Annotated in this window: 12 protein-coding genes; 7 read left to right on the plus strand and 5 right to left on the minus strand. The window is 71.3% G+C overall.

From position 1 onward, the window contains the following. On the minus strand, positions 1 to 1065 hold the full coding sequence (locus AOK17_RS17685) for a LacI family DNA-binding transcriptional regulator (RefSeq protein WP_055613455.1): 1065 nt from the start codon (positions 1063 to 1065) through the stop codon (positions 1 to 3). Positions 1066 to 1259: 194 nt separating this feature from the next. On the opposite strand from AOK17_RS17685, the gene AOK17_RS17690 reads away from it, so the two are divergent. Next, positions 1260 to 2219 (plus strand): ROK family protein, encoded by a 960-nt coding sequence (locus tag AOK17_RS17690; protein ID WP_055613456.1) that lies wholly within the window; start codon positions 1260 to 1262, stop codon positions 2217 to 2219. A gap of 150 nt (positions 2220 to 2369) precedes the next feature. Here AOK17_RS17690 and AOK17_RS17695 read toward each other — a convergent pair whose 3' ends face one another. Further along, complete coding sequence (locus tag AOK17_RS17695) at positions 2370 to 4436, minus strand: NPCBM/NEW2 domain-containing protein (protein ID WP_107102421.1); 2067 nt, start codon at positions 4434 to 4436, stop codon at positions 2370 to 2372. 361 nt (positions 4437 to 4797) lie between these two features. On the opposite strand from AOK17_RS17695, the gene AOK17_RS17700 reads away from it, so the two are divergent. Both AOK17_RS17700 and AOK17_RS17705 read left to right on the plus strand, forming a co-directional pair. After that, positions 4798 to 4995, plus strand: a complete 198-nt coding sequence (locus tag AOK17_RS17700) for a hypothetical protein (protein ID WP_055613458.1) — start codon at positions 4798 to 4800, stop codon at positions 4993 to 4995. 155 nt (positions 4996 to 5150) lie between these two features. After that, complete coding sequence (locus tag AOK17_RS17705) at positions 5151 to 6191, plus strand: NUDIX hydrolase (RefSeq protein WP_055613459.1); 1041 nt, start codon at positions 5151 to 5153, stop codon at positions 6189 to 6191. A 99-nt stretch (positions 6192 to 6290) separates the two neighbouring features. On the opposite strand, the gene AOK17_RS17710 is transcribed toward AOK17_RS17705, so the two are convergent. Beyond that, positions 6291 to 7646: a dipeptidase gene (locus AOK17_RS17710; RefSeq protein WP_055613460.1), complete on the minus strand. Its 1356-nt coding sequence runs from the start codon at positions 7644 to 7646 to the stop codon at positions 6291 to 6293. 173 nt (positions 7647 to 7819) lie between these two features. Here AOK17_RS17710 and AOK17_RS17715 point away from each other — a divergent pair, with 173 nt between their 5' ends. After that, positions 7820 to 9022, plus strand: coding sequence for a geranylgeranyl reductase family protein (locus AOK17_RS17715; RefSeq protein ID WP_055613466.1), 1203 nt, complete (start codon positions 7820 to 7822; stop codon positions 9020 to 9022). A 34-nt stretch (positions 9023 to 9056) separates the two neighbouring features. Here AOK17_RS17715 and AOK17_RS17720 read toward each other — a convergent pair whose 3' ends face one another. Beyond that, positions 9057 to 9512 carry a nitroreductase family deazaflavin-dependent oxidoreductase gene (locus AOK17_RS17720; protein ID WP_055613461.1) on the minus strand — a complete coding sequence of 152 codons (456 nt, stop codon included), beginning with the start codon at positions 9510 to 9512 and terminating at the stop codon, positions 9057 to 9059. Positions 9513 to 9692: 180 nt separating this feature from the next. Here AOK17_RS17720 and AOK17_RS17725 point away from each other — a divergent pair, with 180 nt between their 5' ends. Further along, entirely contained in the window at positions 9693 to 10427 is a 735-nt protein-coding gene (locus AOK17_RS17725; RefSeq protein ID WP_055613462.1) for a TetR/AcrR family transcriptional regulator, read from the plus strand. On the opposite strand, the gene AOK17_RS17730 is transcribed toward AOK17_RS17725, so the two are convergent. Further along, a complete protein-coding gene (locus AOK17_RS17730) occupies positions 10382 to 11212 on the minus strand; it encodes an AfsR/SARP family transcriptional regulator (RefSeq protein ID WP_055613463.1) in 831 nt (276 codons plus the stop codon). The genes AOK17_RS17725 and AOK17_RS17730 overlap by 46 nt on opposite strands. A 106-nt stretch (positions 11213 to 11318) precedes the next feature. Here AOK17_RS17730 and AOK17_RS17735 point away from each other — a divergent pair, with 106 nt between their 5' ends. Continuing rightward, positions 11319 to 13511, plus strand: a complete 2193-nt coding sequence (locus tag AOK17_RS17735; RefSeq protein WP_055613464.1) for an MMPL family transporter — start codon at positions 11319 to 11321, stop codon at positions 13509 to 13511. 44 nt (positions 13512 to 13555) lie between these two features. Continuing rightward, on the plus strand, positions 13556 to 14648 hold a 1093-nt coding region (locus AOK17_RS17740), incomplete at its 3' end, for a sensor histidine kinase (RefSeq protein ID WP_425424617.1).

A 14648-nucleotide genomic window follows, 5' to 3' on the forward strand; every position in this document is an offset into this window, starting at 1 on the left:
TCAGTCCGAGGGCGGCAGTTCGCCCGAGCCGCGGGTGATCAGACGCGTCGGGAGTTCGATGCGTTCGGGAAGGACGAGCGAGCCGTCGAGCTGACGGAAGAGGCGCTCCGCGGCGGTGCGGCCGAGCTGCGCGGCGTCCTGGGCGACGACGGTGACCCCGGGCTGGAGGAGGTCGGCGAGCTCGATGTCGTCGAAGCCGACCAGGGCCACCGGGCGCGAGCCCTCGGCGATGACACGTACGGCCGTGACCGTCACACGGTTGTTGCCCGCGAAGATCGCCGTGACGGGGGAGGGGCCCGAGAGCATGTCCTCGGCCGCCTTGCGCACCCGCTGCGGGTCGGTGACGCCCAGGGACATCCAGGCGTCCTCCACCGGAATGCCGGCGTCCTCCATGGCGGCGCGATAGCCGCGCAGACGCTCGGCGGAGGTGTGGATGCGCGGCATGTCACCGATGAACCCGATCCGGCGGTGGCCGTGCGCGATGAGGTGGGCGACGCCGTCGCGCGCACCGCCGAAGCTGTCGGAGAGGACGACGTCCGCGTCGATCTGTCCGGCGGGGCGGTCCACGAAGACCGTGGCGACACCCGCCTTTATCTCGGGCTCCAGATAGCGGTGGTCGTCACCGGCCGGGATGATCACGAGCCCGTCCACACGGCGCGCGCACAGTGCGAGGACCAGCTCCTGCTCGCGGTCCGGGTCCTCGGCGCTGGAGCCGTTGATCAACAGGGCGCCGTGGGCGCGGGCCACTTCCTCCACCGCCCGGCTCAGCGGACCGTAGAACGGGTCCGCCAGATCCTCCAGTACGAGACCGATGCTCGCCGTACGCCCCTTGCGGAGCACCCGCGCGCTGTCGTTGCGCCGGAAGCCCAGCGCGTCGATCGCCTCCTGTACCCGGCGCTCGGTGTCCGGGGTGACTCCTGGCTCGCCGTTGACTACACGCGATACGGTCTTCAGACCGACCCCGGCACGCGCCGCGACGTCCTTCATCGTGGGACGGTTGCCGTAGCGGCTCTCGGTTCGGCGGGCGGTCTCGGCCACGATGCGCTGTCCTGTCCTGTAGTCCATGGGGCTGCGTCGGTCCTGAGGATGCTCGGTTGGTCGCCAGATCGGGGTGTGGCGTCGAGCATAGAGCCTGGACAACGTTGTCAGATGCGGGAGAGACTGTCCATCGCAATCTCCGGCCTACCCTTCCTCACTGCGAGACCGGCCTGCCCTTTTCTCATGGTCCAAATGGGATCCAAACGGGAGATCAGACACTGATGCACACCGACCTCGTGGCCGCGCTCGACATCGGCGGCACCAAGATCGCCGGAGCGCTGGTGGACGGCCACGGCCGGATCCTGCTGCGCGCCCAGCGGCCGACGCCCGCGCAGGAGGGCGGCGAGACCGTCATGGCGGCCGTCGACGCCGTGCTCGGCGAGCTCACCGTCTCGCCCCTGTGGAGCCGCGCCACGGCCATCGGCATCGGCAGCGCGGGCCCGGTGGACGCCTCCGCGGGCACCGTGAGCCCCGTGAACGTGCCCGGCTGGCGCGACTACCCCCTGGTCGAGCGGGTCCGGGCCGCCACGGCCGGGCTGCCCGTCGAGCTGATCGGCGACGGCGTGGCGATCACCGCGGCCGAGCACTGGCAGGGCGCGGCCCGCGGACACGACAACGCGCTCTGCATGGTCGTCTCGACCGGCGTCGGAGGCGGCCTCGTCCTGGGCGGACAGCTGCACCCCGGACCCACCGGCAACGCCGGTCACATCGGCCACATCAGCGTGGAGCTCGACGGCGACCGGTGCCCGTGCGGGTCCCGCGGCTGTGTCGAGCGCATCGCGAGCGGGCCGAACATCGCGCGCCGCGCCATCGAGGGCGGCTGGCAGCCCGGGGCCGAGGGTGACGCCTCCGCAGCCGCCGTGGCCGCCTCCGCCCGCGCCGGCGACCCCGTCGCGGTGGCGTCCTTCGAGCGTGCCGCCCAGGCCCTGGCCGCCGGAATCGCGGCGACCGCGACGCTGGTGGAGATCGACATCGCGGTGATCGGCGGGGGAGTGGGGAAGGCGGGCGACGTCCTGTTCACACCGCTGCGTGCCGCGTTGCGCGACTACGCCACGTTGTCGTTCGTGCAGCGGCTCACGGTGACGCCTGCACAGATGGGGACGGATGCCGGGCTCGTGGGCGCGGCGGCGGCTGCGCTCAGTCGTAAGTCGAGCGCCACCACGGCGGTGGTTGGCGGCTGAGCCGACCCGTGCCGCTTGGGTGGCGATTAGGTACGAGCGTTGTTGTGTGCGGGCCGGTCGGGGCTGGCCGCGCAGTTCCCCGCGCCCCTGAAGGAAGGTCCCTCGGGGGTGCGGGGAACTGTTCGGTCGAGCCCTGTCGGTCTGCTGGTGTCAGCAGGTGAGTTGGGTGTCTGCCCAGTCGCCGTGGTCCGAGGTGACTCCGTCTCCGCCGTCGGTGACGACGAGGCGGACCACCTGGGCACCGCTCACGTCGGCCGAAATGGCCTGTGCCGGCTGGGCGTTGGTGAGGACGCCGGTCGAGGCCACCTTTGTGCCGTCGGCCCAGATCTCGAAGGCGACGGACCCGTCCGCGCCCTCCTCGTCGTCCACGCCGACCTTCGCGGTGACGGTCTCGCAGGCCTTGCCCGTGTAGTACTCGACGGTGCTCTCCGCATGGACGCCGAGCCCGGTGGCGTACACGACGCCGTTGATCGTGATCGGGGTGCCGTCGCCCGCGTCGCTCTCGCCATTGCTGGTGTTGCGCTCGACCGGTCCCCAGCCGTTGGTCGTCGAGAGCCAGGGGAGATCACCGAGGTTCGAGGCTCCCGAGGGCGGGGCCACCACGACGGACGCCGTCAGCGGCAGCACGCTCTCGGCCCGCACTCCCTTCGGCGAGCGGTAGGTCGCCTTCAGCGTCAGCTCGTACGACCCCGCGGGCGTGCTCGCCGGCGCGGTCACCGTCCACTTGGTGCGCAGCGCCCTGCCGGTCGGGAGGGAGCCTGTGGTGGTCGGTGACTTGGCCTTCACCTTCCAGCCCTGGGGTCCGCTCACGGAGACGGAGACGCGCTTCGCGGGCGTGCGGCCCAGGTCGGTGACCGAGGTCGTCAGGGCGGTCGGCCTGCCCGCCTCGATCAACGTGCTGCCGTCCAGGCCGAGTTCGACGGCGGGCGGGTTCTTGGCCCAGCGGCCGTCCGCCGAGACGCGTACGAGGACCGTGCCGTGGGCCGGGACGGTCGCCGAGATCGCGCCCGCCGTGTTGTAGCTCTTGTGCTGCCACAGGTCGCGCAGCGTGTAGGCGTCCGCCTCGGGCAATCCGACGGCCTTCGCGGTCGTGGCGATGCGCTGGGCGCTGCCGGTCTCGTTGAACAGGGCGACCGTGCGGCTGCCGTCCTTCATCTCCTTGGCGACGACCCAGCGACCGCCCTCGGAGGAGAGCACCGCGCCCTGCTTGCCGAGCGGGTCCTGGTCGACCGCGATGACCTCCTTGTTGCCGAGGATGTCGAAGGTCTCCTCGGGGACGGAGCGCAGGTCCGAGCCGATGAGCAGCGGCGCGGCCATGATCGACCACATCGAGAAGTGCGTGCGGTACTCGGTGTCCGTCATGCCGCCGTTGCCGACCTCCAGCATGTCGGGGTCGTTCCAGCGTCCGGGACCCGCGTACTGCGAGAGCGGCAGGTTCTGCTTCATGATCGAGAGCATCGAGCCCCAGTTGTCGCTGATGTCCCCGGTCGTACGCCACAGTTGGCCGACGTCGGCCGCCCACTCCCAGGGCTTGTTCTCGCCCCACTCGCAGATGCTGTAGACGATGGGTCGGCCGGTTGTCTCGGAGGCGGCCTTCAGGGCGTCACGCATCGTCGTGTAGCGCTGCTTGGCGTCCACGCCCTGGTTGTTGCAGTTGTCGTACTTCAGGTAGTCGACACCCCAGTCCGCGAACTGCTGGGCGTCGCTGAACTCGTGGCCGAGCGCACCGGGGAAGCCCGCGTCGTTGCACGTCTTCGTGCCCGCGCTGGTGTAAATGCCGAGCTTGAGCCCCTTGGAGTGCACGTAGTCCGCGACCGCCTTGATCCCGCCCGGGAAGCGGACCGGGTCGGGCACCAGCTTGCCATTCGTGTCACGGGTGGGCAGTGCCCAGCAGTCGTCCAGGTTGACGTACTCGTATCCGGCCTCCTTGAGCCCCTTGGTCACGAAGATGTCCGCGATCCCCTTGACCATCTCCTCGTTGAACTCCGCACGGCAGTGCGTGGAGTTCCAGTTGTTGAAGCCCATGGGCGGGGTGAGGGCGAGGCCGGCGTCCGGGGTGGGTGCGGCCGGTGCCGCCGGGGTTTCGGCCGAGGCTCCGGCCGGTGTCTGGGCGTGGGCGGCCGGGGCGGGCCCGGTCATCCCCAAGGTGCCGAGCAACCCTGCGGTGAGTGCTCCGACCACTCTTCGGCGAGTCGTGCGGGTGAGAAAGTGACGCATCGTTACGTCCTCCGTACTCGCGAAAGGTTGGATGTCTTCATGTCCGCGTCATCCGTGCGCGCTTACGGTAGGACGTGTCGCACTGTGGTGGAAGAGGTGCGGTAAAGTTTGTTCGATATCCCGTCAAAACCCTAGACGATGCTCCCACTAGGGAGTGGGACCCGAGCCCCGCGTGCGTTTGTGTTGAGTTGCGCCCTGCGGAGGAGGTCACGGCACGGCTCTCGCCCACGGGGCCTGTGATGACCGGAAGTGCTGCGGGACATCGGATGTCCCGGCGAAATCCCTCGCGTGGCCCGGCCGTACCGTGGAACGACCGAAAGGCCGACCGTGACCCCTGGGCGGGTCGGCAGTTGAACCGGGCATGAAGAAGCGCAGCATGCTCGCCATCGCCTCCCTCGCCGCCGGATTCGTGGTCGCGGCCGTCACGCCGTCCCACTCCGCGGAGGGCGGCGACGCCCTTGGCAGCCTCGACGTACAGAACACGCTCAGCAGCCTCGACCAGACGATCAGCGACGGCAGTCTGGCCACGGACGACAAGCCCGAGGAGCAGCGGGGCTGACCCGCCAGTCAGGACCGTCCCGACCATCAGCCCGGCCCGTCGAGGGCCGGGCTTTCGCATGCGTCCGACCCGTCGAACGCGACCTCTTCAGGGCCTGGTTTCCGTGGCAGGGTGGAGCGGGCAAGCCTCAGGGGGCCAACAGCAGAGGGGGAACCGTGATCGTTTGGATCAACGGTGCGTTCGGTGCGGGGAAGACCACCACCGCACGGGAACTGATCGACCTGATCCCGAACAGCACACTCTTCGACCCCGAGCTCATCGGCGCCGGGCTGACGCAGCTCCTGCCCGCCAAGCGCCTCGCCGAGGTCGGCGACTTCCAGGATCTGCCGATCTGGCGACGGCTCGTGGTCGACACCGCCGCCGCGATGCTCGCCGAACTCGGGGGCGTACTCGTGGTCCCCATGACGCTGCTCCGCCAGGACTACCGTGACGAGATCTTCGGCGGACTCGCATCCCGCAGGATCGCGGTACGCCATGTGCTTCTCGCCCCGGCGGAAACGATCCTGCGCGAGCGAATAGCCGACCGGGAGGTCCCGCCGGACCTCCCCGACGGGGAGATACGAGTGCGGCAGTGGTCGTACGACCACATCGAGCCGTACCACGCCGCCCTCGCGGGCTGGCTCACCGCCGACGCCCATCCGGTCGACACCAGCGCGCTCACCCCGTACGAGGCCGCCGTGCGCATCGCCGGTGCCGTGAGCGGCGGAACTGTCCCCGTCTGCGACATCGTGCAGACCCCCGAGCCCACCTCGGAGACCGTTGCCGCGGGCGTGCTTCTCTTCGACGAGCAGGACCGGGTGCTGCTCGTCGACCCGACCTACAAGGCCGGCTGGGAGTTCCCGGGCGGAGTCGTCGAATCCGGCGAGGCACCCGCGCGCGCGGGCATCCGCGAGGTCGCCGAGGAGACGGGCATCCAACTCGTCGACGTACCCAGCCTGTTGGTCGTCGACTGGGAGCCGCCGGTACCCCCCGCCTACGGCGGACTGCGCCTCCTCTACGACGGCGGCCGGCTCGACAGCGACGAGGCCCGGCGGATGCTGCTGCCGGGCCCCGAACTGCGCGCCTGGCGCTTCGTCACCGAGGAGGAGGCGGCCGGACTCCTGCCGCCCGTCCGCTACGAGCGCCTGCGCTGGGCACTGCGCGCACGGGAGCGGGGAGCCGCGCTGTATCTGGAGGCCGGGGTGCCCACGGGGTAGCTGCCCCGGCGACGGCCGAAGACCGACGGCCGTGAGTGTACGAGGGACGACGGGCGTGCCCCGGTTGTGCTGTGGGGCACGCCCGTCGGACCGACTCGCTCAGTTCGCCGCGTAGTTGCGCAGGAACAGTGCCTCGGCGACGGACAGCCGCTCCAGTTCCTCCGGCGACACGCTCTCGTTCACGGCGTGGATCTGGGCCTCCGGCTCGCTCAGCCCGATGAGCAGGATCTCCGCCTGCGGATAGAGCGACGCGAGGGTGTTGCACAGCGGGATGGAGCCGCCCTGACCGGCGTACTGCATCTCCGCCCCGTCGTACGCGTCGCTCATCGCCTGGGCCATCGCCGCGTACGCGGGACTGGTCGTGTCGGCGCGGAACGGCTGACCCTGGCCGATCTGTTCGAGCTGCACGCGCGCGCCCCACGGGGTGTGCGCCTCCAGATGGGCCTGGAGCAGCTTGGTCGCCTCGACCGTGTCCACGCCCGGCGGCACCCGCAGGCTGACCAGCGCGCGGGCGCCCGCCTGCACGGACGGGGTGGCGCCGACCACCGGCGGGCAGTCGATGCCCAGCACGGTCACGGCCGGCCGCGCCCAGATGCGGTCGGCGACCGTGCCCGAACCGATCAGCTCCACACCGTCGAGCACCTTGGCGTCCTTGCGGAACTGCGCCTCGTCGTACTGCAGGCCGTCCCAGCGCGAGGTGCCCGTGAGCCCGTCGACCGTCGTCGAACCGTCCTCGGCGCGCAGCGAGTCCAGTACGCGGATCAGCGCGCCCAGCGCGTCGGGGGCGGCGCCGCCGAACTGGCCGGAGTGCAGGTTGCCTTCGAGGGTGTCGACCCGGACGCGGACGAGCGTCATGCCGCGCAGCGCGGTCGTCACCGTGGGGACGCCGACCCGGAAGTTGCCCGCGTCGCCGATGATGATCGTGTCGGCGGCCAGCAGCTCGGGGTGCTCCTCGGCGTACCGCTCCAGGCCGCCCGTGCCCTGCTCCTCGGAACCCTCCGCGATCACCTTGACGTTGACCGGGACCCCGCCGTTGGCCTTGAGCGCGCGCAGCGCCAGCAGGTGCATGACCAGGCCGCCCTTGCAGTCGGCGGACCCGCGCCCGTACCAGCGGCCGTCCCGCTCCGTCAGCTCGAACGGCGGGGTCGCCCAGCCGGCCTCGTCGAGCGGGGGCTGCACGTCGTAGTGCGCGTACAGGAGGACGGTCTTCGCGCCTTCGGGGCCCGGCAGGCTGCCGTACACCGACTGTGTGCCGTCGGGGGTGTCGAGCAGCGCGACGTCCTGGAAGCCCTCGGCGCGCAGCGCGTCGGCCACCCAGTTCGCGGCGCCCTCGCTCTCGCTCCTGGGGAACTGGTCGAAGTCCGCCACCGACTTGAAGGCCACCAGCTCGGTGAGCTCCGCCTTCGCCCTCGGCATCAACGAGGCGACGGTCTCGGCGACCGGATTCGACGACATGGGCACGCTCCTCGTGGGTGCGACGTTGTACGGCTGGGTACGTCTGCGATGCGCGCATACGGGTGTGCGCGCTGCATTCGCTGTAGATCCTCCCACAGCGGTCCTCGCCGGACGTCGCCGTAGGATGCGTGGAGCAGGTGCGGCAGGCGGCTGGATCGGAGCAGCAGACCATCGTGAGCAGCGAGAACTCTTCGGACGACGCACAGCGGGTGTGGGACGTCGTCGTGGTCGGTGCGGGGCCCGCGGGCGCCTCGGCCGCCTATGCGGCAGCGGTCGCGGGGCGCCGCGTCCTGTTGCTGGAGAAAGCGGAGCTGCCCCGTTACAAAACGTGCGGCGGCGGCATCATCGGACCCACGCGAGACGCGCTGCCCCCCGGCTTCGAGCTGCCGTTCCAGGACCGGGTGCACGCGGTCACGTTCTCGCTCGACGGGAGGTTCACGCGCACCCGTCGCTCCAAGCAGATGCTCTTCGGGCTCATCAACCGGCCCGAGTTCGACCAGCAGCTCGTCGAGCACGCCCAGAAGGCGGGCGCCGAACTGCGTACGGGCGTCACGGTCTCGCGGGTGGAGCAGCACGGCTCTGCCGTCCCCGACCGGCGCACGGTGGCCGTGGTTCTCCAGGACGGCGAGACGGTGCTGGCCAGGGCCGTGGTCGGCGCGGACGGCAGCGCCAGCCGGATAGGGGCACACGTCGGGGTGAAGCTCGACCAGGTCGACCTCGGCCTGGAAGTGGAGATCCCGGTGCCGGAGACGGTCGCGGAGGACTGGAAGGGGCGGGTCCTCATCGACTGGGGTCCCCTGCCCGGCAGTTACGGATGGGTGTTCCCCAAGGGCGACACGCTCACCGTCGGAGTGATCTCGGCGCGCGGTGAAGGCGCCGCCACCAAGCGGTACTTGGAGGACTTCGTCGCCCGGCTCGGGCTCGCCGGTTTCGAGCCGAGCATCTCGTCCGGGCATCTGACGCGCTGCCGTGCCGACGACTCGCCGCTGTCGCGGGGGCGGGTGCTGGTGTGCGGGGATGCGGCGGGGCTCCTGGAGCCGTGGACCCGCGAGGGCATCTCCTTCGCGCTGCGCTCGGGGCGGCTCGCGGGGGAGTGGGCGGTGCGGATCGCGGAGGCGCACGACGCGGTGGACGCGCGACGGCAGGCGCTGAACTACGCCTTCGCGATCAAGGCGGGTCTCGGCGTCGAGATGAGCGTCGGCAAGAGCATGCTCACGATCTTCCAGCGGCGGCCCGGCATGTTCCATGCCGCGCTGACCGGTTTCCGGCCCGCCTGGAAGGTGTTCGCGGGCATCACCCGAGGATCCACCTCGCTGGGCGAGATCGTGCGGTCGCATCCGATGGCGGGGCGTGCGCTGACGGCGCTCGACCGGTGACCTGAGGGGACCAGGAGCTGGGCCTCCGAGGGGCTCAGCTCTTGACCGTGATCCGGAAGACCGGGTGGTCGGGGGCGATGCGCCGCAGCTCCTCGTTGGACGAGTCGGGGCCGACGCCGTTGAAGAACACGCCCACCTCGGCCTTCCAGCGCTTGAGGTAGGCGCGCAGCAGCGGGACCTTGTCGTCGTCGGCGACCTCCACGGCGGTGAACGTGTCCACCTTCTTGCCGAGGTGCAGCTCGCCGCCGCCCGCGACCCGCATGTTGTGCGTCCACTGGACGTGGCCGCGCGGGGCGACGAGGTACTGCCGGCCGTCGAAGGTCAGCAGGTTGACGGGCGTGGTGCGCCACTCGCCGCTCTTGCGGCCGCGGACGGCGAGGACCCTGGAGCCCCAGACGCTGAGGCCGCGGCGGGTCATCCAGGCGACGGTCCGGTTGAGGACGTTCACGGTGAACCAGCCGGGCTTCTTCACGTGCGTGGACGTGGCCATGGTGACTTCCTCCGGAAGCGGAAAGTGGAAAGTGTGAGCACTGCTCTCGCTTGAGAGCAGTGTGCACGAGATCGGTGATCCAAAGCAAGAGCAGTGATCTCGTAATGGCGCACTGCTCACGTTTGCGTGCACCGCTCTCGTTTGTGTGCACTGCTCTGAAGTTATGGAACACTGGTGCGCATGAGTACCGCCAAAGGAGCCCGCGCCCGCGCCCGGATCGAGGTCACCGCGGCCATCAAGGACGAGGCGCGCAGACAGCTCGCCGAGGACGGCGCGGCCAAGCTCTCCCTGCGGGCCGTGGCCCGCGAGCTCGGCATGGTCTCCTCCGCGCTGTACCGCTACTTCCCGAGCCGCGACGACCTGCTGACCGCACTCATCATCGACGCCTACGACTCGCTCGGCGCCGACGCCGAGGCGGCGCACGCCAAGGTCGCCGACGCCGAACCGATCCGCCGTTGGACCACGGTGTGCGAGGCGGTGCGCGAGTGGGCACTGGGGCACCCCCACGAGTACGCGCTGATCTACGGATCGCCCGTGCCCGGGTACGTCGCACCCGCCACCACCGTGCCGGCGGCGTCCCGCGTCGGGCTGCTCCTCATCGGCATCGTCCGGGGCGCGCACCAGGGCGCAGGTGTCGCCCTTCCTCCGCTGCCCGCCGAACTCGGGCCCGAGGCACGGCGGTTGGCCGACGACCTGGCCCCGGACCTGCCGCCCGCTGTGGTCACCGCGCTCGTCGCGGCCTGGGCACAGCTCTACGGGCTCGTCGGCTTCGAGCTGTTCGGGCAGTTCAACCGGGTCGTGGAGGACCGCGAGCCGTTCTTCCGGCACGCGGTCGCCCAACTCGGTCATGGTGTGGGCCTCGTGTTCCCTCAGGACACCGGCACGGGCGGCCGGGGCAGCAGGGCGGGATCCTGACGGAGCATCCGCGCGTGCAGTGACCGGAGCGGTGGCCCCGGGTCCGCGCCCAGCGCCTCGGCGAGCCGCTGACGTGCGGCCTCGTAGGCGGTCAGCGCGTCCGAGGAGCGGCCCGTCCGGTACAGCGCGAGCATCAGCAGCTCCACGAGCCGTTCCCGCAACGGGTGCGCGGCGACGAGCCGGACCAGCTCATGGACGTACTCGAAGGACCTGCCGAGTTCGATCTCCCCGGCCAGCCGGGCCTCAAGCACCGTGAGTCGCTTCTCGGCCCAGCGCAGCCGTTCCGCCGCCAGGTAGGGCGCCCGCAGGCCCTCCGCGAACTCGCCGCGCCACAACTCCTCGGCGCGCTCGACCAGTTCACCCGCGCGCCGCAGCTCACCGGCGTCGCGAGCGGCGAGCGCCTCGTCCACCCACCGTCGCCGCTCGCGCAGGTCGTCGGCGTCCGCGCCGGTGAGCCGGTAGCCGCTGCCCGTCCACGCCAACTCCGCGGCGCCGCCCAGGGCTCGGCGCAGCCCGGAGACGTACTTCTGCACAAGGTTGCGTACATGCAGGGGCGGGGCGCCTCCCCACACGGCCTCGACCAGGGCGTCGTACGAGATGGAGCGCCCCTCCTGGAGGAGCAGTACGGCGAGCACCGCGCGCTGCTTCGGAGGGCCGAGCGGCACCTCGACTCCGTCGCGCAACGCCCTGAGCGGGCCGAGCAGTTCGAATCGCAGGCCGTCGGGCGCCCCCTCGGCCTTGGCCGGACCGCTCTTGCGCAAGCCCTTCGGTGTCCCCTCACCCATGCGTCGAGAGTATCCCGGCACCGGCGTTCCAGTGGATCTTCCAGCGGACGGTCAGCGGGGCCGACGACCGTGGCCGCTACGGATCCCGGAGAAAGGCCACACCACGATGCTCACCCGGCTCGGCCGCCTGGCGGTGCGGCGCAGTCGCGCCGTCCTCATCGGCGTACTCCTCACCTTCCTCGGCCTAGCCGCCTACGGGGCGGGCGCCCAGAACGACCTGGACCTCGCGCGCTGGAGCTCGCCCGGCACGGAGTCGGTGCGCGCGGGAGACGTACTGCGTGAGGAGTTCGGCACCGGCAACCCCAACCTGGCCCTGCTCGTCACGGCACGCGACGGCGACGTGGACAGCGCCCGCACACGGGACGCGGCCCGCGCGCTCGCCCAGGAGGTGGAGGGGCTGCCCCTGGTCACCGACGTCACCTCGTACTGGGACTCCGACAGCCTCGCCCTGCGCGGCACCGACGGCCGTCGCGCGCTCGTCCTCGTCCGCCTCGAAGGCGGCGCCACGGAAGCACGCGAACAACTCGCCACGCTCTCACCGCGGTTGACGCGCACGACCGACGAACTCACCGTCCAGGTGGGCGGCCAGGAGGAGATCTCGCGCCAGGTCGGCGAACAGGCCCGCACCGACTTCCTGCGCGCCGAACTCTTCGCACTGCCCGCAGTCCTGCTCCTCCTCGTCCTGGTCTACCGACGCACCACGGCCGCCCTGTTGACCGTCGCGGTCGGTCTGCTGTCCGTCCTCGGCACACTCGCCGGGCTGCGCGCGATCGCGCAGTTCACCGAGGTGTCGACGTTCGCGGCGAACCTCGCCCTCGTCCTGGGCCTCGGACTCGGCGTCGACTACAGCCTGTTCGTGATCAGCCGCTACCGCGAAGAACGCGCGGCCGGGCGCCCGGGGCCCGACGCCGTCGTGCGGGCCACCGCGGTCGCCGGGCGCACAGTGGTGTTCAGCGGAGTGACGGTGGCGGTGTCGCTGTGCGCGCTGCTGGTGTTCCCGTTCTTCTTCCTCAGCTCGTTCGCGTACGCCGGTGTCCTCGTCGTGGTGACCGCGGTGGCCGGAGCTGTGGTCTTCCTGCCGGCGGCCCTCGCCCGCTGGGGCCACCGGGTCGAACGGCCCGCCGCACGCACGACGTCCGGCTTCTGGCACCGCACGGCACTCGCGGCCATGCGCCGCCCGCTGCTCGCCGGCGCCGGAGTGCTCACCGTGCTGCTCCTTGCCGCCTCGCCCCTCCTGGGGCTGCGCTTCGGACTCCCCGACGAGCGGACCCTCCCCGAAGGGACCTCCTCGCGCACCACCTCCGAGATCGTGCACGAGGAGTTCCCCGCCGAGCCGACCGACACCATCCAGGTCGTCCTCACGAAATCACCCGCGGGGACGACCACAACCGCGACCACGGCCGCCACGCGCGCCTACGCAGCCGAACTCTCCTCGATCCAGGGCGTGTTCCAGGTCGACGCCCCCTCCGGCACCTTCCGCGACGGGCAGCGGACGGGAGCGCCGGGCCAGGACCGGCTGACGGCGCCCGACGGCCGCGTACGACTGGCGCTGGTGCCCACTCAGGAGGCGATGCGCGGGGACGTACCCGCGCTCGTCGAGCGCGTCCGTGACCTCCCCGCACCCGACGGCGTACTGGTCGGCGGCTACCCGGGCGAGACCACCGACTTCCGCGCCACGCTCCTCGACCGGCTGCCGCTCGCCGCCGGGCTCGTCCTCGGGGCGACGTACCTGATCCTCTTCCTGATGACCGGCAGTGTCCTGCTCCCCCTGAAGGCGACGGTTCTGAACCTGCTCAGCCTGTCTGTGATGTTCGGCTGCCTGGTGTGGGTCTTCCAGGACGGGAACCTCTCCGGAGCGCTCGGTTTCACGCCGACCGGTTCGATCGAGCCGAGCATCCCGGTGCTGATGTTCTGCGTGGCGTACGGCCTGTCCATGGACTACGAGGTGTTCCTGCTGTCCCGCATCAAGGAGGAGCACGACCGCACCGGCGACACCGGGCGCGCGGTCGCGGAGGGCATCCGGCGCAGCGCCCCGCTGATCACGGCGGCGGCCGGCATCCTCGCGCTGTCCTTCCTGTCGTACGCCACCGGAGGCGTCGTCTTCCTGAAGGAGATGGGCATCGGCACGGCCCTGACGATCCTCGTCGACGCGACCCTCATTCGGGTGGTCCTGCTGCCGGTGACCATGCGGCTCGCGGGGCGCGCGAACTGGTGGGCGCCGAAGCCGCTGCGCCGCTTCCGGATCAAGGAGGTGCCCGAGCCCGAGCCGGACCAGGTACTCCGCCGGGAGTACGTGTGATCACCACGCTCGGCTGACGCCTCCGGCGACCCGCGGCGTCTAGCGTGGCAGGCATGGAAGAGCAGCGCACACGCCGGTGCGGTGGACCCCCCTGGGCCAGGGGCGGACCGCCGCAGCGCCGGTGGCCGGGGCCCCCGTGGTGGAACCGCCGCGAGGAGGAGGAAGAGGGCGGCGGCCGTCCGCGTTGGCCGTGGCGTTCGACGCTGCTCCTCACCGTGTTCGTCCTCGTCGGCAGCATCTTCGCCGCGCAGCAGCAGCCCGACCGGGAAAAGCTCGACGTCCTCGCGCGGCTACTTCTCTTCGGGGGCGCCGCTCTGCTCCTGTGGCGGCAGCGGTATCCCGTGGCCGTGGTGTTCGGCACCGCGGCCACGGCCCTCGTCTACTTCAGCGCCGGATATCCGTACGGGCCGATCTTCCTCACGGTCGCGCTCGCCTGCTTCAGCGCGATCGTCGCAGGGCAGCGCTGGGCGGCCTGGACCGCGCTCGGCACGCTGTGGGTGGTCCACCTGCTGGTGGGTCACTGGCTCTACCGGTGGCTGCCGCCGAAGGGCGACCCGGTCTCCTCGTGGGGCGAGGAGGTCGCCATCGCCGCCTGGATGATCGCCATCCTCGCGGTCTCCGAACTCGCCCGGGTACGCCGTGAGCAGTGGGACCGCGACCGGGTGGAGCGTCGGCAGGCGGCCAAGCGGCGCGCCGACGAGGAGCGGCTGCGGATCGCCCGGGAACTGCACGACGTCCTGGCGCACAGCATCTCCGTCATCAACGTCCAGGCGGGTGTCGGCCTCGCGCTGCTCGACTCCGACCCCGAACAGGCGCGCACCGCGCTCACCACCATCAAGGCCGCGAGCAAGGAGGCCCTGGGGGAGGTGCGCCAGGTGCTCGACACGCTCCGTACGCCCGGAGACGCGCCGCGCGCGCCGGCGCCCGGCCTCGACCGGCTCCCCGAACTCGTCGAGCAGGCGGCGGGCGCCGGACTGACGGTCGACGTCGAGAGCGGGGGCGAGCGCGGAGCCCTGCCGCCGGGCGCCGACCTCGCCGCCTTCCGCGTCATCCAGGAGGCGCTGACCAACGTCGTACGGCACTCCGGATCGCGGCACGCGCGCGTGCGGGTCGATTACGCGCGCGTGCCGCGATCCG

The sequence above is a fragment of the Streptomyces phaeochromogenes genome (genome assembly GCF_001418655.1).
GTDB lineage: Bacteria > Actinomycetota > Actinomycetes > Streptomycetales > Streptomycetaceae > Streptomyces > Streptomyces phaeochromogenes.

Excerpts from the sequence above, each read along its gene's own strand:
- AOK17_RS17685 (WP_055613455.1), bottom strand. The coding sequence starts at position 1,065 with ATGGACTACAGGACAGGACAGCGCATCGTGGCCGAGACCGCCCGCCGA.
- AOK17_RS17690 (WP_055613456.1), top strand. The coding sequence starts at position 1,260 with ATGCACACCGACCTCGTGGCCGCGCTCGACATCGGCGGCACCAAGATC.
- AOK17_RS17700 (WP_055613458.1), top strand. The coding sequence starts at position 4,798 with ATGAAGAAGCGCAGCATGCTCGCCATCGCCTCCCTCGCCGCCGGATTC.
- AOK17_RS17695 (WP_107102421.1), bottom strand. The coding sequence starts at position 4,436 with ATGCGTCACTTTCTCACCCGCACGACTCGCCGAAGAGTGGTCGGAGCA.
- AOK17_RS17710 (WP_055613460.1), bottom strand. The coding sequence starts at position 7,646 with ATGTCGTCGAATCCGGTCGCCGAGACCGTCGCCTCGTTGATGCCGAGG.
- AOK17_RS17735 (WP_055613464.1), top strand. The coding sequence starts at position 11,319 with ATGCTCACCCGGCTCGGCCGCCTGGCGGTGCGGCGCAGTCGCGCCGTC.
- AOK17_RS17725 (WP_055613462.1), top strand. The coding sequence starts at position 9,693 with ATGAGTACCGCCAAAGGAGCCCGCGCCCGCGCCCGGATCGAGGTCACC.
- AOK17_RS17720 (WP_055613461.1), bottom strand. The coding sequence starts at position 9,512 with ATGGCCACGTCCACGCACGTGAAGAAGCCCGGCTGGTTCACCGTGAAC.
- AOK17_RS17730 (WP_055613463.1), bottom strand. The coding sequence starts at position 11,212 with ATGGGTGAGGGGACACCGAAGGGCTTGCGCAAGAGCGGTCCGGCCAAG.